General features: G+C 65.3%; 22 protein-coding genes. 12 read left to right on the forward strand and 10 right to left on the reverse strand.

What is annotated here, in order from left to right:
• Window positions 1-70 precede the first annotated feature (70 nt).
• Complete coding sequence (locus tag llg_RS05185; RefSeq protein ID WP_338288493.1) at window positions 71-793, forward strand: Bax inhibitor-1 family protein; 723 nt, start codon at window positions 71-73, stop codon at window positions 791-793.
• Window positions 794-1,017: 224 nt separating this feature from the next.
• On the opposite strand, the gene llg_RS05190 is transcribed toward llg_RS05185, so the two are convergent.
• On the reverse strand, window positions 1,018-1,506 hold the full coding sequence (locus llg_RS05190; RefSeq protein WP_338288494.1) for an asparaginase domain-containing protein: 489 nt from the start codon (window positions 1,504-1,506) through the stop codon (window positions 1,018-1,020).
• Complete coding sequence (locus llg_RS05195; RefSeq protein ID WP_338288495.1) at window positions 1,503-2,390, reverse strand: uracil-DNA glycosylase; 888 nt, start codon at window positions 2,388-2,390, stop codon at window positions 1,503-1,505. Before llg_RS05195 ends, llg_RS05190 begins: the two co-directional genes overlap by 4 nt.
• Window positions 2,391-2,513: 123 nt before the next feature.
• Between llg_RS05195 and llg_RS05200 the strand changes: the two genes are divergently transcribed.
• Both llg_RS05200 and llg_RS05205 read left to right on the forward strand, forming a co-directional pair.
• Window positions 2,514-2,912: a YkvA family protein gene (locus tag llg_RS05200; RefSeq protein WP_338288496.1), complete on the forward strand. Its 399-nt coding sequence runs from the start codon at window positions 2,514-2,516 to the stop codon at window positions 2,910-2,912.
• A gap of 46 nt (window positions 2,913-2,958) precedes the next feature.
• Entirely contained in the window at window positions 2,959-3,726 is a 768-nt protein-coding gene (locus llg_RS05205) for a hypothetical protein (RefSeq protein ID WP_338288497.1), read from the forward strand.
• A gap of 52 nt (window positions 3,727-3,778) precedes the next feature.
• On the opposite strand, the gene llg_RS05210 is transcribed toward llg_RS05205, so the two are convergent.
• Window positions 3,779-5,890 (reverse strand): beta-N-acetylhexosaminidase, encoded by a 2,112-nt coding sequence (locus llg_RS05210; protein ID WP_338288498.1) that lies wholly within the window; start codon window positions 5,888-5,890, stop codon window positions 3,779-3,781.
• A 117-nt stretch (window positions 5,891-6,007) separates the two neighbouring features.
• Window positions 6,008-6,892: a tyrosine recombinase gene (locus llg_RS05215; protein ID WP_338288500.1), complete on the reverse strand. Its 885-nt coding sequence runs from the start codon at window positions 6,890-6,892 to the stop codon at window positions 6,008-6,010.
• A gap of 128 nt (window positions 6,893-7,020) precedes the next feature.
• Between llg_RS05215 and llg_RS05220 the strand changes: the two genes are divergently transcribed.
• Window positions 7,021-7,233: an RNA-binding protein gene (locus llg_RS05220; protein ID WP_338288501.1), complete on the forward strand. Its 213-nt coding sequence runs from the start codon at window positions 7,021-7,023 to the stop codon at window positions 7,231-7,233.
• 36 nt (window positions 7,234-7,269) lie between these two features.
• On the opposite strand, the gene queG is transcribed toward llg_RS05220, so the two are convergent.
• Window positions 7,270-8,316 (reverse strand): tRNA epoxyqueuosine(34) reductase QueG, encoded by a 1,047-nt coding sequence (queG, locus tag llg_RS05225; protein ID WP_338288502.1) that lies wholly within the window; start codon window positions 8,314-8,316, stop codon window positions 7,270-7,272.
• Window positions 8,317-8,358: 42 nt separating this feature from the next.
• Window positions 8,359-8,910, reverse strand: coding sequence for a shikimate kinase (locus llg_RS05230; protein ID WP_338288503.1), 552 nt, complete (start codon window positions 8,908-8,910; stop codon window positions 8,359-8,361).
• Window positions 8,911-9,042: 132 nt separating this feature from the next.
• On the opposite strand from llg_RS05230, the gene llg_RS05235 reads away from it, so the two are divergent.
• Window positions 9,043-10,320 (forward strand): voltage-gated chloride channel family protein, encoded by a 1,278-nt coding sequence (locus llg_RS05235; protein WP_338288506.1) that lies wholly within the window; start codon window positions 9,043-9,045, stop codon window positions 10,318-10,320.
• Here llg_RS05235 and llg_RS05240 read toward each other — a convergent pair whose 3' ends face one another.
• A complete protein-coding gene (locus llg_RS05240) occupies window positions 10,321-11,412 on the reverse strand; it encodes a substrate-binding domain-containing protein (protein ID WP_338288509.1) in 1,092 nt (363 codons plus the stop codon).
• A gap of 115 nt (window positions 11,413-11,527) precedes the next feature.
• Here llg_RS05240 and prfB point away from each other — a divergent pair.
• The 3 genes from prfB (at window position 11,528) to llg_RS05255 (ending at window position 13,416) form a co-directional block, all read left to right on the forward strand.
• Window positions 11,528-12,668, forward strand: a protein-coding gene (gene prfB / locus llg_RS05245; protein ID WP_338288510.1) for a peptide chain release factor 2 whose coding sequence is annotated in 2 segments (ribosomal slippage) — window positions 11,528-11,611 and window positions 11,613-12,668 — 1,140 coding nt in all. Because the reading frame shifts where the segments join, the coding sequence is not laid out codon by codon here.
• Between the two features lie 23 nt (window positions 12,669-12,691).
• Complete coding sequence (locus llg_RS05250) at window positions 12,692-13,081, forward strand: hypothetical protein (protein ID WP_338288511.1); 390 nt, start codon at window positions 12,692-12,694, stop codon at window positions 13,079-13,081.
• A gap of 155 nt (window positions 13,082-13,236) precedes the next feature.
• Complete coding sequence (locus tag llg_RS05255) at window positions 13,237-13,416, forward strand: hypothetical protein (RefSeq protein ID WP_338288513.1); 180 nt, start codon at window positions 13,237-13,239, stop codon at window positions 13,414-13,416.
• A gap of 21 nt (window positions 13,417-13,437) precedes the next feature.
• Here the strand turns inward: llg_RS05255 and llg_RS05260 are convergent, their stop codons facing one another.
• Both llg_RS05260 and llg_RS05265 read right to left on the reverse strand, forming a co-directional pair.
• Window positions 13,438-13,752, reverse strand: a complete 315-nt coding sequence (locus llg_RS05260; RefSeq protein ID WP_338288514.1) for a type II toxin-antitoxin system RelE/ParE family toxin — start codon at window positions 13,750-13,752, stop codon at window positions 13,438-13,440.
• Complete coding sequence (locus llg_RS05265) at window positions 13,740-13,997, reverse strand: type II toxin-antitoxin system prevent-host-death family antitoxin (protein WP_338288515.1); 258 nt, start codon at window positions 13,995-13,997, stop codon at window positions 13,740-13,742. The genes llg_RS05260 and llg_RS05265 overlap by 13 nt, the downstream gene beginning before the upstream one ends.
• 142 nt (window positions 13,998-14,139) lie before the next feature.
• Between llg_RS05265 and llg_RS05270 the strand changes: the two genes are divergently transcribed.
• The 3 genes from llg_RS05270 to trmD all read left to right on the forward strand — a co-directional run bounded on the left by llg_RS05270 (window position 14,140) and on the right by trmD (window position 17,234).
• Window positions 14,140-15,222 carry an SPFH and helix-turn-helix domain-containing protein gene (locus llg_RS05270; RefSeq protein ID WP_345789190.1) on the forward strand — a complete coding sequence of 361 codons (1,083 nt, stop codon included), beginning with the start codon at window positions 14,140-14,142 and terminating at the stop codon, window positions 15,220-15,222.
• Window positions 15,203-16,408 (forward strand): zinc ribbon domain-containing protein, encoded by a 1,206-nt coding sequence (locus llg_RS05275; RefSeq protein WP_338288519.1) that lies wholly within the window; start codon window positions 15,203-15,205, stop codon window positions 16,406-16,408. Before llg_RS05270 ends, llg_RS05275 begins: the two co-directional genes overlap by 20 nt.
• Before the next feature lie 139 nt (window positions 16,409-16,547).
• Window positions 16,548-17,234, forward strand: a complete 687-nt coding sequence (trmD, locus tag llg_RS05280) for a tRNA (guanosine(37)-N1)-methyltransferase TrmD (protein ID WP_338288521.1) — start codon at window positions 16,548-16,550, stop codon at window positions 17,232-17,234.
• Here the strand turns inward: trmD and llg_RS05285 are convergent.
• Window positions 17,229-18,074, reverse strand: a complete 846-nt coding sequence (locus tag llg_RS05285) for an AraC family transcriptional regulator (protein WP_338288524.1) — start codon at window positions 18,072-18,074, stop codon at window positions 17,229-17,231. The genes trmD and llg_RS05285 overlap by 6 nt on opposite strands.
• 107 nt (window positions 18,075-18,181) lie before the next feature.
• On the opposite strand from llg_RS05285, the gene llg_RS05290 reads away from it, so the two are divergent.
• The gene (locus llg_RS05290) at window positions 18,182-21,061 is read left to right on the forward strand and encodes a PSD1 and planctomycete cytochrome C domain-containing protein (RefSeq protein ID WP_338288526.1); all 2,880 of its coding nucleotides are present in this window, start codon (window positions 18,182-18,184) and stop codon (window positions 21,059-21,061) included.
• Window positions 21,062-21,081 lie beyond the last annotated feature (20 nt).

The raw sequence follows: 21,081 nt of genomic DNA on the forward strand, positions 1-21,081 counted from the left end.
ATTACATCGCCCGCGAAGGGCCGGTTTGTCTTGTCTGGATTTCCGGCTCCGGACGAGATAACAACCCGCCATGGCCTCGGAGCACCCTTATTTCAACCCGTATTCCACCTCCGGAACGATCGCCCAAAGCCCGCAGGAAACGCGGCTGGATTTCGTCAAGAAAACCTACTGGCACCTCGCGGCGGCGATGGCGGCCTTCGCGATCCTCGAAACCCTGCTGCTCAAGGCCGGGCTCGGCGAAGTGGCCATGCGCGCCGCCTTCGGCAGCCGCATCGGCTGGCTGCTCGTCCTCGGCGGATTCGCGCTGGTGGGCTCCATCGCGGACCGCTGGGCACGCAGCTCGACCTCGCTCTCCACCCAGTATCTCGGCCTGGCCGTCTACGTGGTGGCGGAAGTCATCATCTTCCTGCCGATGCTGGCGCTGGCCCCGATCGTCTCGGGTGACCCGCTGGTGCTCGGCAAGGCGGCGGTCGTGACCTGCGCGATGGTGCTGGGCCTGACGGCGGTGGCGTCCTCGACCCGCACCGACTTCACCTTCATGGGCGGCTTCCTCAAGGTCTGCGGCATGGTCGCGCTGGGCGCGGTGGTGCTGGCCTGCCTGACCCCGATCACGCTCGGCTTCTGGTTCAGCGTGGTGATGGTGGTCTTCGCCAGCGCCTGCATCCTCTATCAGACCAGCGCGATCCAGTATCACTACCAGCCGGGCCAGCACGTGGCCGCGGCGCTGAGCCTCTTCGCCAGCGTGGCCCTGCTGTTTTGGTACATCCTGCGCATCTTCATGCGCCGGAACTAAGCCCAGCCGCTTTTCCCGGGCCCGATTGCAAAAGCGTTCTCACCCGTATTTCCGGCCCGATTTTGACAGAATTAACAGAATTAACAGAATTAACAGAATTTTGCAGGATTTACAGAATAGGCAAAAACCGGACCGCTTTCCACGATCCTGTTAATTCTGAAAAATTCTGTTAATTCTGTCTGACTTGGCTCGCGTGTCCCAAGGAGCCATCTCCCAAAAGATTCTCAGGGGCCGGTCGCTTCGAAACGGCCGGCCTCTCTGTTTTTCCGGACCTTGCCGGCCTCGAAAATGGTGCCGTTCATCGCCAGATGGACGCCGGGCGGCAGCGATTGGACCGCACCGAGGGCGAGGCCGAGATTGAAAATGGCATCGGTGGTCTTGAAGCGGGCGGGCGCGAGCGCGCCGGTCAGCACAATGGTCTTGCCCGGGATGCCGGTGAGCTTTTCCGCGGTGAGGGACATCGTGTCCGTGCCATGGGTGATGAGGATGCGGGATTCCGGTGCGGCCTCGCAGGCGGCACGGATCGCGGCACGGTCGTCATCGTTGATCTCCAGGCTGTCCTTCCGCATCAGGGACTCCAGCCGCCACTCGAGCGCCACCCCGGCCTCGCGGAAGACGTGGGGCACGGTGGGCTCGCCGACCTCGTATTCCGAGGAGGCGTCGAAGTAGACCTTGTCGATGGTGCCGCCGGTGGTGAGGACGAGGACGCTCATTTGAGGAAATAGCCGCGCTGTTTGTCGGAGACCGGCATGCCGAGCAGCTCCATGACCTCCAGCATGTCCTCCCAGACCTTGCGCTTGTCCAGGTTTCCGGAGGTGGTGCGCAGCAGGTAGCTGGGGTGGTAGGTCACGCGCACCGGCACGCCTTCGAACTCATGCCACCTGCCACGCATGCGGGCCACGCCTTCATCGGTGCCGAGCAGGCCCTTCGACGCGGTGCCGCCGAGGGCGACGATGCACTTCGGGCGGACGATGCCGATCTCGCGGCGGATGAAGGGCAGGCAGGACGCCATTTCCTCGTCCGTGGGCGGGCGGTTGTTCGTGGTCTGGCCGGGGATAGCCGGGCGGAACTTGACGATGTTCGAGATGTAAACCGCCTCGCGGCCAAGGCCCATGGCGCGGAGGATGTCGGTGAGTTTCTGGCCGGCGGGACCGACGAATGGCTCGCCCTGGCGCTCCTCCTGATAGCCCGGCGCCTCGCCGACGAGCATCAGGTCGGCCTCGGGATTGCCCACGGAAAACACCATGGTGTCCCGCAGGGTGCCGAGCGAGCGGGCGGCAGTCCAATTCTGGGCCTGGGCCTTGAGCGCGGCGATCTGGTCGGCGGCGCTGCCATCCGAGGCGCGGACCTCGGCGATGACCGGGGCCGGGCGCGGCGTGGGCGCGGGCTCCAGCACATCGGAAAGCGAAAAGGCCGGGCTTTCCGGCGCGGGGCGGGCGGGTGGGGGCGGCGGAGCGGGAGCCGCGGCCGGACGTTTCGAGCGGGCATTGAGCTCGCGCAGGACCTGGCGCGCGCCTTCATCGAGATGCACATGGGTCACCCCGCGCGCCTCTTCGGCACGCAGGAACTCAATCAGGGCATCGACCGGACGACTCACGCGGGCGACGCTAGCGGGCGATCCGGAGAGGCGCAACCGTGGTCTCCTCCGGGCAGCGGATTCCAATCGCCGGGCCGCCTTGTAGTTGTCCCGGCGGCGGGATTCGCGCAGCATCGTCCCGGATTGAGCGAACCGCCCCTGATTCCCAACACCTCGACGACCGGCCGCTGGTTCACCGCCCGCAGACTGTGGTCGAAGCTCAGCCGTGCCGCGAAATTCGCCGGGGAAAAGGTCCTGCTCACCGCCCTGATCCTGTTTTACTGCCTCCAGGACAAGGACACACCCGCTTGGGCGAAGGGGGTGATCGTCGGTGCGCTCGGCTACCTGATCCTACCGGTGGACCTGATCCCGGACGCGATTCCCGGCGTCGGCTACTCGGACGACTGGGGCGCGCTGGTGGGCGCGCTCGGCACCGTGGCCGCCTACATCAAGGACGAGCACAAGGACAAGGCCCGCGCCCAGATTGACCGCCTGTTCGGCCTCAAAAAAGAATCCCCGCCCCCGCCGCCGGAATTTTCCTGAAGGATTTCGTCCGGGGCGTGGTATGGATGCGCCGGACACCACGACCATGATCCGCCCCGTTCTCACGTATCTCGCGCTGGCCGGATTCGCCGCCGCCGCACCGCACATCGATGTCGACGCCTTCGGCAAGAGCCTCGGCGGCTGGAAGGGCAAGACGGTGACCTATTCGCTCTCCGGCAGCGAGTACAAGACCTACAAGCCGGAGATCTCCCCCACCCCGGACGGCGGGATTTTCGTTTCGATCCGCATCGACCACGTCCGCGGCTGGCTGTCGTCCGACGACCACGCGGTGCTCGAAATCACGGTGGCGCCGAACGCGACCATCGCCTCCGCCCAGTCCAGCCTGGCGCTCCAGGGCATTTCCATTTCCAGCGATCTGATCCGCGGCAGCGCGGACGCGGGCGCACACGTCGGCGGGGTCGGCGCGGCGGTGAAGATCGGCGGCGACCTAGTTGCGGACCTATCCTCGAAGCTGCTCCGCGAGAAGATCGTGGAGGCGGGCCGGGTGTCGTTCCCGGCGGCGATCCGCCACAATTACAACCATCTCTACCAGGCCATCCGCACCGAGGACGGCCAAGCCCCTCCGCCGATGCCCGCGGTGAAGGAAGCGGAAAAACCGAAGGAGCCGGAGAAGCCCAAGGAGGGCGACAAGCCGAAGGACACCGCGAAGCCGGCGGAGGCCGGCAAGCCCGCCGAACCGGCGAAACCCGCGGACCCGAAACCGGCCGAAGCCAAGCCCGCGGAAACCAAGGCCCCGGAGAACGCGAAGCTGGAGATCAAGCCCGTCGGCTCGACGCAGGAGTTGAAGAAGTAACTCGCTGCGGAACCGGCGTCCGCTCCACCCATGCGCAAGTTGGAAACTGACGCTACTTCTGGTCCGCGGACACTTTCACCGATTCGTCCTCGATCCAGCGGCCGCCGGACTGTTTCACGGGGATAAAGGTGTAGCTCCAGTTCTGCGCGCCGTAGCCGAAGGGCACGCGCAGCAGCACTTTGTTCCAGCCGGCCTTCAACTCGACCTTCGACGGCTCGCGGGTCCAGTAGAACTCCTCGTCCTCCAGCGGCTCTTCGTTGGCCGGGGCGAACCAGGTCGGGCTGAGATGCTTGTGCGCGCCGGGGTTCTTCCACGCGGGCGCGGGCAGCGGCTGGTCATTCACCCACACCTGCGCGCCGAAGGCATCCCACTTGCCCGCCGCGGGGATGCCGCCGCATTGGCGGTTCGAGCGGTTGGGTGTTTCGAAACCGATCCACGCGTCGAGGGTCCGCGCCTGCTTCACGTGAACGTAGGTGAGCGCGTAGGCGGTGGAGATACCGGAACGCGGCAACACGCCTTCCTTGCCGCGGTCCGACAGCATGATCGTGCCACCGGTGGCGGGTTTCCAGGCGTAGCTGGCGGTGCCGATGGTGTAGGACGGCTGAATCTTCGTCTCCGGCTCGAAGGCATTGTCGCCCGGCTCATCCTTGCCGCGCGGGATCGGCCCGAGCACCTGCCAGGAAAGCTGCGAGGTCTTCACGAACGGGAACGGCTGCCCGGCGAAATAGGCATCGCGGTGGGCGGCCAGCCGGTTCTCGAACTCGCGGTAGGCCTTGCCCTCCGGGGTCTCGGCGGCGGGCTGCACGCTGTAAAGCGCCTTCGCATCGGCGGGACGCCCGTGCCAGAAGCACTCCGCGAACGCCAGGGTGCCCGGCCACACCGGGTTGTGCTTGAAGATGTTCACCTTGTCCGCCACCCGGATGTCCGGCCAGCAGCAGAGGATGCCACCGAGCGCCTTGTCATCGCCCAGCACCCGGCGCGCAGGTTGGCGGAAGAAATAGCGCTGCACCGTGATCAGCGGATCGTAGCCGTTCAGATAGCCGCCCGCGGAGTCGACGAACGGCGCGCTGCCCTTGTCGGAGTGGTTCACGCCCTCGTCGCCCCAGAGCTGGCGGATCGTTTGGTCATCCGCCTTCAAGCCCGGGCTCCACACCAGCGGCTTGCGGCCGCCATCGCGCACCGCCTTGAGCATGCGGGTCATGAACTGCTGGGGATCCTTGATCTTCACCTCATCGGAGCCGATGTGCAGATACGGGCAGTCGGCGGTGGGAATCTCGCGGCAGAACTCGGCGATGAGTTTCTCCAGCACTTCCATGCCTTGGTCGGATCCCATGCTGAATCCGAAGGCTCGGTCGAAGAAGGCGCTGTGCCCGGGCATGTCCAGCTCCGGGATGACGGTGATGTGGCGCGCCTTGGCGTAGGCGATCACGTCGCGGATCTGCGCGTAGCTGTAGATCTGGCCGTGATCGCGGGTCTGGAACTTCGGGTCGTTGAGCTGAGGGTAGGCCTGACACTCGATCCGCCACGCCGGATTGTCGGTGAGATGCCAGTGGAAGACGTTCAGCTTGTAGGCGGCGAAGCGGTCGATCTGCTGCTTGAGCGATTCCACGGTTTGGAAATTCCGGCCGGTGTCATGCATGAACCCGCGCAGGCCGAAGGCCGGCCAATCGCGGATCGACGTCTGCTGCACCAGTACGCTGCCCTTTTCCCCGCGCAGGAGCTGCCGGAGCGTCTGGACCGCGTGGTAGGCCCCGGACGCGTCGGTGCCGCGGAGTGTCACGCCATCCGCGGCGACCGCCAGCGTGTAACCCTCCGCCTGCGTCACCACGCCGGGCTGGATGGCGAGGTTGATCCGGCCCGGTTTCGCCGGCAGCGGCCCCTCGGCAGGAACACCGGCGGTTTCCAAGCCCTTCCCGGCGAAGATCGCGGCCAACTCGCGCAGCGCGGGGGCCAGGTCCGCCTGCTGTTTGGCCGGGAACACGATCTCGGTCGAGGCCGCCGGTTTCCAATCGCCCTGTCCCCAGCGCACCTCCTGCGGGAAGGGAATGAGCGCGCTCTTCGCCTGCGCGAGCTGGGCGGGCGGCACCGGATAGGACCAGGCGGGCTCGGCGGCGGAAAGCGGCGACAGCAAGGATAGCAACAGTGGGCAAAGGAGACGGTTCATGGCGCGAACAAAACAAAGGAACAAATGACCCCTACGCTACGGGTCACCCGGAAACCTCTATCGCGGTTGGTTGACCCAACCACGGACCAGTCCGCGTGTGGGACTCGAACCCACAGCCTACCCGCGCGGGTGGAACTGGCGGTGGACCGACTTCAGCCGGGCGGCGTCCACGTGGGTGTAGATCTGGGTGGTGGCAATGTCCGCGTGACCGAGCAGCTCCTGGATCACCCGCAGATCCGCGCCGCCCTCCAGCAGGTGGGTGGCGAACGAGTGTCGCAGCAGGTGGGGGTAGACATTCTGGTCGATCCCGGCGGCGGCGGCGCGTTCCTTCACCACCTCCCGCACCCGGTCCGGGGACAGAGCCCCGCCACGCACGCTGAGGAACACATGGGACCCGGTGCGCTTTTTCACCAGGGTGGGACGCTCGTTGTGGAGGTAGCTTTCCAATGCCTCCTTCGCCTTCCCGCCGACCGGCACGATCCGTGTCTTGTTCCCCTTTCCCGTGACCCGGATGAAGCCCTCCTCGAAATCCACATGCTCCAACCGCGCTTGGCAAAGCTCCGACAAGCGCAGGCCGGAGGCATAGAAAAGCTCCAGCATCGCCCGGTCCCGGCGACCCAGCGGGCGGGCCGGGTCGATCGAGTCGAGGAGCCGCCCGACGTCGCCCGAGTGGATCGTTTCCGGCAGGGTGTGGTCCGGCCGAGGCGAGATCAACGGCTCCGCCGGGTCCATCGGCAGCTTCCCACGCGCCGCCAGCCAGCGGAAGAACACCTTCAGATGGACAGCGGTGATCCGCAGCGAGGAGGCGATGAGGCCATCCGCCTTGCGATCGCTGAGGAAGGTCGAAAGTTCCTGGGTGCCGAGATCCGCCAGCGTGAGCTCCTTCGCCCGCATCCACAGCGCGAGCGCTTCGAGCGACTGGCGCACCGAGAGCTGGTAGGCCGCGGACAGCCCGCGCTCGGTGGCGAGGTAGAGGATGAATCCTTCGGTTTCGCGCTCCATCAGGTGATGCCGATGATCCCGGACGCCGGGGGGTGAAGCAACCTGAATCGGGGTGCCAGCGGGTCAAATTTCATTGACATCCCAAGCGCTCCCGGGATTGTCACAGTAGCAAGGAACTAGAAGGAGGCATGGTGCAAAGCGATCTACTTCACACGGAGAAGATTCTGGCCGATCGGAAAACGTTCTTCCTCGATCTGAAGGAGAACGCCCGCGGGATGGTGGTCAAGATTACCGAGGACGTTGGCGGCAACCGCGACACCATCATGGTGCCGGCGGAGCTGCTGGGCGATTTCATCGCCGCCCTGACGGATATCAAGGCCACGGCCGACAATCACGGTTGACCACGGAGTCGGGACATTCTTGTCCCGATTTTGGTTTCACGGACGGAACGTCCTTCCGGCCGCCTGTTCGCGTCCGCGGATCTTTCCGATAGCCCAAGCCGCATGCTCCGCGATCAGCGGATCGGGATCGGCAGCCGCGATTTCCAACGCGGGCAGGTCTTCCACGGTGCCGGTGTTGCCTAGGCCCACGCAGACGTTCCGCAGGAAACGGGCGCGCTTGATGCGCTTGATCGGGGATTTCGCAAACAACGTCCGGAACGCCTCGTCATCCAGCGACAGGAAATCGCGCAGCCGGTGGGTGAACACGCTCTCCCGGGCCAGGAATTTCGCCTCGCGGGAGACCTCCGCGAATTTGTTCCACGGACAGGCCTCCAGGCAGGCATCGCAACCGTAGATGCGGTCGCCGATTGCCTCGCGGAACTCCATCGGGATCGCCTCCTTGTGCTCGATGGTGAGGTAGGAGATGCAGCGGCGGGCATCGACCCGGTGGGGCGCGGTGATTGCACCGGTCGGGCAGGCATCGATGCAGCGGGTGCATTTTCCGCAGTGGTCGCCGAAGGGCGCGTCGGCGGGCAGCTCGAGGGTGGTCAGCAGCTCGGCGAGGAAGAACCAGGTGCCGAGACGGCGGTGGATCTGGAGGGTGGATTTGCCGCTCCAGCCAAGGCCGGCATCGGTGGCGAAATCCCGCTCCAGCACCGGGCCGGTGTCGACGTAGTAACGCTGGATGCCGCCGAGCTTCGCCAGCTCCACATCGAAGGCCTTGAGCTTCTTCAGGATCACATCGTGGTAGTCTTCGTTCCACGAATAGCGGGCGATCTTGTAGCCGGGATCGCCCTCCGGCAGCGGGCTGCGGCCGGGGAAGTAATTCAGGGCCAGGCAGATCACCGCCTTGCAGCCCGGCAGGACCTCGCGCGGGTCGCAGCGCCGGTGCGGGGTTTTCTCCATCCACGCCATGTCACCGTGGCAGCCCTCGCCGATCCACTCGCGGAAGGCCTCCGCGTGGGTGGCCTCCTTCGCCACCGCGATCCGGCAATCGTCGAAGCCCAGCTCCCGGGCGATGGCTTTGACCGCAGCGGCGTCCACGGGGGAAGGGTTAACCAAGAATGTCCCTGCTCCCAGCCAAACCTAGACGTGCCCGGTGAAGAAGTAGCGGGCGCTTTCCAGAATACCGGTGGCGATTTCCCCGGAATCGAGGCCTTCGGTGTCCACGGCCTGATGGGCGGTGGCCTGATACCACGGCGTGCGCAGCTCCAGCATCGCCTCGATCTTCGCGCGGGGATCCTCGGTGTGGAGCAGCGGGCGCTCGCGGTTGCGGCCGGTGCGCTCGAGGATGGTGTCCACGGGCGCGTGGAGCCAGACGACGTAGCCGAGCTGGTGAAGCAGCTCGCGGTTCTCCGGACGGACAACCACGCCGCCGCCGGTGGAAATGATCCTCCGCGGGGCATCCGGAGCGGCCAGTTCCTGAAGCAAGGCGGTTTCCATGTCCCGGAAGGCGGCCTCGCCGGATTCGGCGAAGATCGCGGTGATCGGCTTGCCCGCGCGCTGCTCGATCAGGTGATCCATGTCCACCAGCGGATAGCCGAGCCGCTGGTGCAGCTCACGCCCGACCGTGGTCTTCCCGCTGCCCATGAAACCAATGAGCACGATGCTTTTCGGGACGTTGACCCCTTCCGTCATGGAATGAGGCTAGCGTCTCCAGACGTTACGGCGAACCGTAAAATGCGCCGCGTTACAAACAAGGAGGCGTGCCGGCGGCCACCCCGGCTTGAGACCGGGTCCGGGCCTTGCTAGCAAACCCGCGTCACCGCCATGGGCCGCCTCCTTTCCGAAATGCTCCGCACCCGCGTCCTACCGCCGCTGCGGTGGATGGTGTGGCTGGTGCCGATGGCAATGGCGGTGGGCTCGGCCTGCGCCTTCTTCCTGTGGAGCTTGGATGCGGCGACCCGGCTGCGATTCGAACATCCGTGGCTGCTGTTCCTGCTGCCGCTCGCGGGGATGGCAATGGTGTGGCTCTACCAGCGCCACGGTGGCGGCTCCGGTGGCGGCAACAATCTCATCCTGGAGCAAATCCACGAACCCGGCGGCGGCGTGCCGAAGCGCATGGCCCCGCTGATCCTCGGCGCGACCATCCTCACCCACCTCTGCGGTGGCTCGGCCGGGCGCGAGGGCACCGCGGTGCAAATGGGCGGCAGCATCGCCAGCACCTGCGCGAAGCTGTTCCGGCTCGACCATCAGGCGCTGCGCATCCTGCTGATGGCGGGCGTGGCGGCCGGATTCGGAGCGGTGTTCGGCACGCCCTTGGCCGGAGCCGTGTTCGCACTGGAGGTGCTGGTGATCGGCCGGATCCAATACGAGGCCTTGGTTCCCTGCCTGGCTGCGGCCTTGGTCGGGAACTGGACCTGCCAGGCCTGGGGCACGACCCACACCCACTACCACGTGATGTTCATGGAACACGCGACGTTGCCGGGCCAGGGCTTCCAGTTCGACCCGGTGCTGCTGGTGAAGGTGCTGGCCGCGGCGGTGCTCTTCGGCCTCTGCGGCAGCCTGTTCGCGAAATCCAGCCACGCCCTCGAACGGCTCTACAAAAGCTTTTGCCCGAACCCGCTGTGGCGGCCCGCCATCGGCGGCGTGATCGTCATCGCGCTGGTGTATCTGCTCGGCACGCGGGAATACCTCGGCCTCGGCGTGCAGGCGGAGCACCCCGGCGATGTGACCCTCTCCGCGTTCTTCGATGGCCGGATTTTCCCGTGGGCGTGGTTCTGGAAACTGGTGTTCACGGTCATGACCCTCTCGGCCGGCTTCAAGGGCGGCGAAGTCACGCCGCTGTTCTTCATCGGCGCGGGGCTGGGCAACGCGCTTTCCGGGCTGATGGGCGCGCCCACCGACCTGTTCGCGGCGCTCGGATTCGTGGCGATCTTCGCGGCGGCGGCGAACACCCCGCTGGCCTGCACCCTGCTGGGCATCGAGTTGTTCGGGGCTCCGAACGCAATCTACCTCACGGTGGCGTGCTTCGTGGCCTACGCGTGCAGCGGCCACGCGGGGATCTACAAGGCGCAGCGGATCGCGGTGCCGAAACGGCAGGGGTGACTACCCCTTCGGCGGGGCGGCGATGCTCTCGCCGGGCACCCATTCCGCGGCCACGCCCATCCGCATGTCCTCAGGCTCCCATTTCTCCTCGACCCACGCCTTCAGACGCCGGGCCATGCGGGCGATGGGGAACTTGAAGCGGGCGAGATCCGGCTGGAACCACTCGGCATTCACCTGGTCATTGAGCAGCACCACCGACACATCCTCCGGAACGCGCAGGCCGATCCGCATCAGGAAGCAGGTCACAGTGACCAGTTCCCGCCAGTCGAGCAGAACCAGGGCGGTGGGCCGCTCGCGTTTGAAAAGGGTCTCCAGAATGCTCCACGTCACATCCGGGCGCAGGTAATCGCTCTCCGGCGTGTGGTAGGCGGGCGAGTAGGCGAAACCCGCCGCCTCCAGCTCCGCCTTCGCGGTTTCCTTCATCGTGTCCAGATAGCTCTGGGGGCGGTCGCACAGGGGCGTGACGATGCGCTTGTGCCCCAGCGCGATGAGCTTCCGGTAGGCCTCGGACAACAGGTGCGCGGACTTCACCGCCACCACCGGCACCTCGTAGCCATCGGTTACCCCGCCGAGGAACACCATCCGCACGCCGCGTTTCAGCGCCCATTCTGCGAGGCATGGCCGACCGAACAACGCGACCACCGGTTCGCCCGGCTCCGCGCCGATGAGGTTGTCCCAACTGCGGTGCGGCGTGCGGGCATGCAGGAAATCGACCACCCGGAACTCCACCTGCCAGCCCGCCGTGGACAGCAACCGCTGGAGGGTTTCAAACGTCTGGCGGCCGGACTCGGCGGTGCGCTCGATCGCCTGGTGGGTGAGCAAGATCACCCGACGGGTCTTCGGCGTGGCATCCGCCGCGGCCTTCGCCCCGCGCTCTTTCACGCGGTAAGCCTTGCGCTCGCCGGCGGACTCCAGCACCCCGTCCTTCGCGAGCTCGATCAGCGCGAGCTGGACGGTCGGCTGGGACACGCCGAGCAATCCGGCGAGGACTCGCGTGCCGGGAAGGCGGTCGGTCCATTTGCCGGCCGCGACCATGTCCCGCAGGGCCAGCGCGGCGGCTTCCACCGCGCCCACTCGTTTGATCACGCTCACCCCACCACCTTGCCGATCACACTGCCAAAATCAAGTAGGCAGTTCTACGCAGACGGCCCGGGCGGCCAGCATTCGCCTTGCTTTCCGCTCGTTTCCGCCGTTCTTCTTCCCGCCCATGTCCGAAGCCCACACCGCCGACCTCCTGGCGCTCGACACCGACGGCCTGAAGAGCCGCCTGTCGAAGCTCAGGAGGTATCTTTGACGTCCCGGCCCTTGAACAACAGATCGCCACGCTCGAGGAAGCGATGGGATCGCCGGATTTCTGGAACGACTCCGACAAGGCCAAGGAGGTCAGCTCCACCGCCGCGACGCTGAAGAAGAAGCTCGAGGCCTTCCTCAAGCTCGAAAAGCGGATCGGCGACATCGAGGAGGGCGTGGCCCTCGCCAAGGAATATGGCGACGACGACATGGCGGCCGAGGCCGCCGCGGAGTTCAAGGCGCTCGACACCGACCTCGCGTCGTTCGAGCTGCTGACGCTCCTCAACCAACCCGCCGACATCTCCCCCTGCTACCTGGTGATCCAGGCCGGCGCGGGCGGCACCGAGGCCTGCGACTGGGCCCAGATGCTGCACCGCATGTACACCCGCTGGGCGGAACGGAAGGGTTTCACCGTGGAAACGATCGACTGGCAGGACGGCGACGAAGCCGGCCTCCGCGGCGCCACCATCAAGATCACTGGCGAATACGCCTACGGCTACCTGAAGAACGAACGCGGCGTGCACCGCCTGGTGCGCATTTCACCGTTCGACTCCGCTGGCAAGCGCCACACCTCCTTCTGCGCCATCGACGCGACTCCCGAGGTTTCCAAGGAGATCAAGATCGAGATCAACGAGAAGGACGTCGAGATCACGACCACCCGCTCCGGCGGCAAGGGCGGCCAGAACGTCAACAAGGTGGAAACCGCCGTGTTGCTGCGCCACCTTCCCACCGGCATCCTGATCCGCTCGACCGCAGCGCGCTCGCAGGGCCAGAACCGCGTGCTCGCCTTCGAAATCCTCAAGTCTAAGCTCTACCAGATCGAGGAGGACAAGCAGAAGGCCGAGTCCGAACGCGCCTACGGCGAAAAGGGCGACATCTCCTGGGGCAACCAGATCCGCTCCTACGTCTTCCAGCCCTACCAGAAGGTGCTCGACCTCCGTACCGGCGAGGAAACCGGTAACATCCAATACGTGATGGACGGGGACATCGACAACTTCATCGAGTCCAAGCTCCGCGGCAAGGTCCGCGTGAAGGGCGCGAGCAACGACGACGATTGAACTCCTAACCGGAACCGCAGGCCGTGACCGGAGAGCAGATGCTGTGGGTGTTCGTGCCCCCTGTCGTTCTCTGGGTGATAGGGGCCGTCTTTTACGCCCACTTCTTGCCCGCAATCGGCCGCTGGAAACGCCTCGGAGATCTCCTGATCTTCGAGGCGTTCGGTTGGAAGGTCCATTCACTGGACCTTCAGGAAGTCGAGTGCATCCATATCGGACATTCGGTGTTCAAAGACCCCGGCCATCTACTGGACCTGTATTGGACGAAGAAGCTGCGCGCATACGGCTGTTTCGCCTTCGATTACCGCGGGTCGCGTTTCTATTTCATCACCCGCAAGCGCATCATCATGATCCCGGCAACGGTCGCGGTGCTGCTGCCGGATCTGATGAGTCCCTATCCGCGCGTGGGAAATTGATCAGTAGCACAAGCATTCCTTGCTTGTGAGTGTGGCGGGCGGATCGTTCGGTAAGACCGAGCCATCCGCCCGCTTTCGTTTTGGCCCCCAGGCCGGCATGGGCAGCCACTGATCTTACTGGCTATTTCCGCCTCCAACACCAAGCGTCCGGGGGCATGAGAAACTGGTGGTACGAAAGCAGCACCAAACAAAAGTGGTTTGTAGGAGGACTGCTGATGATCGGCGTGAACCTCGTCACATGGTTCATCATGGGCTTCTTTTCGCTGAAGCTGGGAACTATCACCGGCTGCGCTTTCATCCGAGCCTGGATGCTGCCTTCTGACTATGACGACTGAGTTGCTGCGCGTTCCCGGAAATCAACCCTCCCGGTCCAGACTCTCCCGGCGGAAGCGACGCTCACCCCGCATCACCCCGACAATCCGGACGGTGGCTGCTTTCGGATCAAATCGATAAAAAATACGACAAGGTGCGACCACCACCTGACGATGGGTTTTGAGCGGTCGCATTTCGGAAATGAAAGAACCGGTCTCCGGAAACGAAGCCAGTTGCTCCACTCGCTTGAAAACGCGCTTCACGAAGCGTCCCGCGGCATCCGGCTTATCAAGTGCGATGTAATCGGCGATAGCGTCGAGATCCGCCAAGGCGGGTTCGGTCCAGATCACTTCAGCCATCGTGCCATCCGTTGTTTGGCAGCTTCGTGGGTAACCACGCGACCTTCTTCCACGGCTTTTTCACCTCGGGCGATGATCTCCAGAACGCCGAGCTTTTGCTGGGTGGCTTCGAATGTTTCGACATCCACGAGGTAGGCGGCAGGCAAGCCGTGCTGGGTGATGAGGACCGGATCACGGGCAGCCGCGAGTTCGGTCAGAATCCGGTTCGTCTCACGTTTCAGCGTGGTCGCCAGCTCGGTTTTCATAAAGTGACACTAAAGTAGCACTCGGAAGACGACAAGCGGAGGTTTTCGAAACGGCCGCCGGTTGCAAAATCCTCTCACGATTCGAATTGATTGGAAGCCCCCGCGCCACCACTGTGTCAGGCGAACTCGAACCACCACCACCATGGGCTTGATGGACTTTATCAAAGGGGAGCTGCTCGAAATCATCGAGTGGCAGGATGACAGCCGTGACACGATCGCCTGGCGCTTCCCGGACGATGACAAGGCGATCAAGAACGGCGCGCAGCTCATCGTCCGCGAGAGCCAGACCGCGCAGTTCCTCTACCTCGGCCAGTTCGGCGACACCTTCGGCCCCGGCAAGCACACGCTGGCCACCGAGAACATCCCGGTGCTGACCCGCATCCAGGGATGGAAGTACGGGTTCCAGAGCCCCTTCAAGGCGGACGTCTATTTCGTCAACACCCGCCTCTTCACCGGCAACAAGTGGGGCACGGCGAACCCGATCATGCTGCGCGACCAGGACCTTGGCATCGTCCGGGCCCGCGCCTACGGCACCTACGATTTCAAGGTGACGAACGTGCAGACCTTCCTCAAGGAGGTCGCCGGATCGGACCAGGATTTCCGCGTCGATGAGTTCGCGGACGCGATGCGCTCCCGCATCGTCAGCGTGTTCTCCGACGCGCTCGCCAGCGCGCACGTGCCGGTGTTCGACGTGGCCACGCGCTACATGGACCTCGGCGACGCGCTGCTGCCGCTGATCAACCCGGTGATGTCCGCGAAGTACGGCATCGAGATCGGCAGCTTCATCGTCGAGAACGTGTCCGTGCCGCCGGAGGTGGAGGAGGCGATCGACAAGCGCTCCGCGATGTCCGCGATCGGCAATCTCAATGACTACGTGAAGTACCAGATGGGCCAAGGCATGGCCGCGGGTGGTGGCGGTGGCGCCGCCGGCACCGCGTCCGAGCTGGCCGTGGGTTTCGCCGTGGCGAAAGAGCTGATGCAGCAAAGCGGCATGACCGGTGGTGGCACTCCGCCGCCGCTGCCAAGCGCGGTTCCCGTGGCCGCCGCGGCCCCGGCTCCCGCTCCCGCCTTGGATCTCCTCGATCCGGCGTCGATCGCCCAGATGCTCGGCGTGACCGAGGCGGACGTGATGGAGGAAATCAACTCCGGCAAGCTTCCCGCCAAGAAGATCGGCTCCAGCTACCGCGTGACCCGCGCCTCGCTCGATGCCTTCCTCGCCCAGTGATCCGCCGGTGATGGACGGCCCGGCCACCGGTGCTCCCATCGAGGTTCCGAAGAAGCCGATCCCGCCGCCCTTGCCGGGCCGGTCGGGATCGGCCGCCGAGGTGCGCTCGCTCGATCGCCATGCCTGCCCGGAGTGCGGCGGCAAGGGCGAGTGGGACCCGGCGAAGAAGCAGCTCGTCTGTCCTTACTGCGGCAACATCTTCGACCGCGTCGGCCCGCCGCCGGATCTCGGCGCGGTGGTCGAGCACGACCTCGACCAGACGCTCGCCGAACTCGGCCAGGACGCCGGCCGGGTGGACACCGCCACCCGCCGCGTGCAGTGCAACAACTGCCACGCCGTGCTCGTCCGCAGCGGTGAAACGGTGGCGCAACACTGCGATTTCTGCGGCTCTCCCGAGCTGCTCGATTACAACGACATTGCCGCGCCGGTCAAACCGGAGTCGGTGCTGCCCGCGCAGATCTCCAAGGAGCAGGCCTACCACTCGCTGAAAAACTATCTCGCCTCGAAGTGGTTCGCGCCCGGCGACTTGAAACGACGCAACCTGGTGGACCGGATCAACCGCGTCTACCTGCCCTATTGGACCTTCGACTCGAACGCCGAATGCCCGTGGACGGCAGAGAGCGGCACCTACTACTACGTCACCGTCCAGGACCGCGATTCCGAGGGGCGGTCCGTCACGCGCCAGGAGCGGCGGGTGAGCTGGAGTCCCGCCAGCGGCCACGTCTCGACCTTCTTCGACGACGTCGTGATCTCCGGCTCGGCCGGTCTCGATGGCGACCTGCTGCGGAAGATCGAACCCTTCCCCACCAAGGAACTCGTGCCTTACGAGACGATGTATGTCTCCGGCTGGCAGGTGGAGCAGTACCAGGTGCCGCTGCCGGAAGCCGCCCGCCGCGGTTTCGGCGCGATGCAGGGGATGCTCCAGCAAATGTGCGCCAGCGAGGTGCCCGGCGACACCTACCGGAACCTCCAGATCTACCCGGAGTTCTCCGGCAAGACCTTCAAGCACATCCTCGCCCCGGTGTGGCTGCTGGCCTACCAATACCGCGGCAAGACCTGGCAGGGCGTGGTCAATGGCGTCACCGGCACCACCGCCGCGAAGTTCCCGATCAGCCCGTGGAAGGTGGCACTGGTGGTGTTGATCGTGCTGGCCGTCGTGGCACTGATCTTGATGGCGAAGGGGTAAGGATCTCCAGGACCAAAGGTCCGTTCCATACCAGCCGAGGCCGCAAGGGCTGGGCTGGTATAGGATAGACGCGACGCGTGGAGGCAATCCTTCGCTTTCTTTCTGGATTCTGGATTCCGGACTCTGGACTCTCCGGGCGTTGCGCATCGACATCCTCACCCTCTTTCCCGAGATCGCGCTCGCGCCGCTGAGCGAGAGCATCCTCCGCCGTGCCCGCGAGGCGGGGATCGTGGAGGTCGTCGCCCACAACCTGCGCGATTGGGCCACCGGGCGGCACCGGAAGACCGATGACTATCTCGCCGGTGGCGGCCAGGGCATGCTTCTCATGCCGGGACCGATTTTCGCGGCGATCGAGGAGCTGCGGACGCCGGACTCCAAGGTGATCCTGATGACGCCGCAGGGGAAGGTCTTCAAGCAGGCCATCGCCCGCGAGCTTTCGGAGGAGAAACACCTCATCCTGCTCTGCGGCCACTACGAGGGCGTGGATCACCGGGTGATCGAACAACTGGTTGACCTCGAACTTTCCATCGGCGACTACGTGCTGACCAATGGCGCGATCGCCGCGGCGGTGGTCACCGACGCGATCGTGCGGCTGCTGCCCGGCGCGCTGGGCGACGAGCGTTCGCACCAGGACGAATCCTTTTCCGATCCGAACCTGCTGGAGGCTCCCGCCTACACCAAGCCGGTCGACTTCCGCGGCATGCTGGTGCCGGAGATCCTGTATTCCGGGCACCACGGCAAGATCGCCAAATGGAAACAGGAGAAGGCGCTCGAACGCACGCGCCAGAACCGTCCGGACCTGTTGGGTCCCGAAACCGGGTCATGACACCCGCAGCGGCGGCAGCGCTTCCTGCACCGTGCCCCGCGTCTGACGGTAGGCCCGCGGCGAGCGACCGGTGAGCTTCTTGAAGGTGCGCGAGAAATACGCCTCGTCGCAGAAGCCAAGCGTGCGCGCGATCTCGGACGCTTTCAGATCGGTGGTGTCCAGCATGCGGGCGGCGGAATTGACGAGTTGGCGCATGTGGTAGCGGTGCGGCGATTGGCCGGCATGCTTCTGGAAGCTGCGGCGGAACGTTTCGTAGTTCAGGCCGAGGGCCGCCGCCACCTGCTGCCCCTCCGCGCCGGGCAGGCCGAGCATCCGGCAGGCATCGCCGAACCAGGACGGACCGCCTTCCTTCCCGGTGGCCAGATTGATCGCCCCCTCCAGCGCTCGCGCGAGCAGCCCTTGGAATGCGCAAATCTTTTCCAGACTGCTGGCGGGCGATTCGAGGATCTCGCGATGGAAGTCGGCGACCCACTGCTCCGGATTCTCCAACCTGCCGACCACATGATCCGGCACCAGCAGACCATTGGCCCGCCAGGCATCGAACACCGGTCCATCGAACATGACGTAAATCTCGTCCCAGCCACCCACTTCCCAGGGCTTGTAGCTGTGGCCGAGTTCTGGAAGGACCACGATCCAATCCCCGGCGCAGAGGCTGCGGCTCAAGCCGCGCTCGTCCTCGTAGATTCCTTCCCCGCGGGTGATCACCACCAGCGCGTAGCGTTCGAGATAGCGGTAGCGCGGCATCCCGCTCCGCGAGTGGCGCACCTCGCCGATTTCGACCAGGTTGCCGAGCGGTGACCGTAGTTGCTGCTGCCAAACGGTCCAAGAATGTTGCGCCATGATCCTGATTTTACGTCAGGAAATACCAGATTATACAAATTAGCTCCGAATCGTCCAAGCGAGCGGGGAAGAATCGGAGAGAGAGCCGGCGTATGATTCCCACTTTGATGATCGTCCGTTCATTGCTGCTCACCTCTCTCTCCATGGCCGCGGGAGCCCGCGCCGCGGAGGAGATTTCCTTCAACCGGGACATCCGCCCGATCTTCACGCGGAGCTGCATCACGTGCCACGGGGGCATCAAGGAGGGCGGCGGCATCTCGCTGGTTTACCGCGAAAAGGCGCTCGGCAAGGGTGAGTCCGGAAAGCCCGCGATCGTCCCCGGCAAGCCGGAGCTGTCCGAGCTGATCCACCGCATCAACAGCAACGACAACGACGAGATCATGCCGAAGCCCAAGAAGGGCGAGCACGGCGAGAAGCTGCCTGCGGACGAGATCGCCAAGCTCACCGAATGGATCCGCCAGGGGGCGAAGTGGGAGGACCACTGGTCGTTCATGCCCGCTGTCGAACCCGCCGACCCGCAGGTGAAACACGCTGGCTGGGCGAAGACCAAGGCCGACCGCCTGATCCTCGCGAAGATGGAGGCCGAGGGGCTCGCCCCTTCGAAGGAGGCTCCGCCCGCCGCGTGGCTGCGCCGCGTGACACTCGACCTCATCGGCCTGCCGCCGTCGCCGGAGGAACTGGAAGCTTTCGAAAAAGCCGCCGCCACCGACAAGGAAGGCGCGATGGCCGCAGTGGTGGACCGCCTGCTCGCCTCGCCGCAGTTCGGCGAACGCTGGGCCGCGATGTGGCTCGATCTCGCCCGCTACTCGGACACGATGGGCTTCGAGAAAGATCCGGGCCGCGAGGTCTGGCCGTTCCGCGACTGGGTGATTCAGGCCTTCAATGCCGACCTGCCATTCGATGAATTCACCAAGCGCCAGCTCGCCGGCGACCTGCTGCCGAATCCCGCGCCCGGCGACCTGATCGCCTCCGCCTTCCAGCGCAACACGATGTGCAACACCGAGGGCGGCTCCGATGACGAGGAGTACCGCACCGCCGCGGTGATGGACCGCATCAGCACGACGTGGACCGTGTGGCAGGGCACCACCTTCGCCTGCGTGCAGTGCCATGGCCATCCCTACGATCCCTTCCCGCACGATGACTACTACCGGTTCATGGCGTTCTTCGACAACACGGAGGACTGCGACCTGAACAACGAGTTTCCGAAGACCAAGGCCGCGAAGGATCCCGCGAAACAGGCGGATGCCGTGCGGCTCGAAAAGGAGATCCGGCAAAACCGCGACACGATCAACGACGTTGCCCTCAGCCTGGCGAAGCAGGCCGGTGGCTGGGCATCGGTGAAGGCGGATGAGGTGAAGGCCTCCGCGGCCACCGGCAAGATCACGCAACAGCCGGATGGCAGTTTCGTCGCCACCGGCACCAATCCGACCAACACCGTTTTCACCGTCACCACCCCGGCCACCAAGCTCGGCCTGCTGCGGCTCGACATCCTGCCGGTAAGCGACGATCCGGCGAAGTGGAGCGAGTTCGGCGCGGTGGTCACCAAGCTGGAGATCGACCGCGTTCTGCCCGATGGCACGAAGCAGCCGGTGAAACTGAAGGAGGTCGTCAGCGATTTCCTCGCGGGCCCCTTCGAGCCGAACATCGCCGTGCAAAGCGGCAAGGGCGGTGGCTTCGGCGACTACCCGGCGCTGCGCGGCCCGCGCCATGCGTTCTTTGTTCCGGAAGCGGTGGAGGACGCGGTGCCCGGCACGCGCTTCGAGATCCGCCTGATGCACGGGGTGACCTGCAACGAGACGCAGGGATGCGTGATGCGGAAGTTCAAGCTCGCGATCTCGCCGGACGACCGCCTCGCCACCTTCGTGATGTCCCCGGAGCGCGCCCAGGCGTGGCAGAAACACGCACAGCTCCAGGGCCAATACAACGCCATCCCCGGCACGATGGTGCCCGTGATGGAGGAACGCGATCCGGCCGCGCGCCGCGACACCCGCGTCTTCGACCGCGGCAATCGCATGACCAAGTCCACCGCGGTGAACGCCGGACTGCCGGTGATCATGCGCCCGCCCGCGAAGAACGAGAACCTCTCCCGCCTGGAGCTGGCAGAATGGTTGACCGGCGAGCGCAACACGCTCACCGACCGCGTGCTGGCGAACCGGCTGTGGGCGGAACTTTTCGGCCTCGGCATCGTGGAAACGCTGGAGGACTTCGGTTCCTCCGGACTACTGCCGACCAACCAGCCGCTGCTCGACCATCTCGCGCTGCGCCTTTCGAAGGAGCACCACTGGCATCTGAAGCCTTTCCTGCGCGAGCTCGTGCTCTCCGCCGCCTACCGCCAGGACGACAAGGCCACGCCGGAGCTGCTCGCGAAGGACCCGCGCAACCGTTTCATCGCCCGCGGCCCGCGCCAACGCCTCTCCGCCGAGATGGTCCGCGACCAGGCGCTCGCCGCTTCCGGGCTCCTGTCGAAGAAACAATTCGGCCCGCCGGTGTTTCCACCGCAACCGGATGGCATCTGGAAGTCGGTTTACAGCGGCGCGAAGTGGGCGACTTCCACCGGCGAGGACCGCTACCGCCGCGCGGTCTACACGTACCAAAAGCGCACCAGCGGCTATCCGGCCTTCCTCACCTTCGACGCGCCGACCCGCGACGTCTGCACCGCTCGCCGCATCCCGACCAATACACCGCTTCAGGCGCTGGTCACGCTCAATGACCCGGCGTTCATGGAACTGGCGCAGGCTTTCGCGAAGCGGATGACCGCCACCGGAAGCGATCTCAACGGCCGGATCCAGGCAGGCTACAAGCTGCTCACCAACGAGGACGCCTCCAGCGACATCGTCCAGACGCTGGCCGCCCTCCATGCCGACGCGAAGACCGAGTTCGAGAAAAACCCGGCGGACTCGGTGAAGCTCGCGCCCACACCCGACGAGGCCGCGCTCGTGCTCGTCGCCAACACCATGTTCAACTTGGACTCCGCGCTCACCCGCTGAGGTCCGTCTCCCGATTCATT

The organism is Luteolibacter sp. LG18, assembly GCF_036322585.1.
Lineage (GTDB): Bacteria > Verrucomicrobiota > Verrucomicrobiia > Verrucomicrobiales > Akkermansiaceae > Luteolibacter.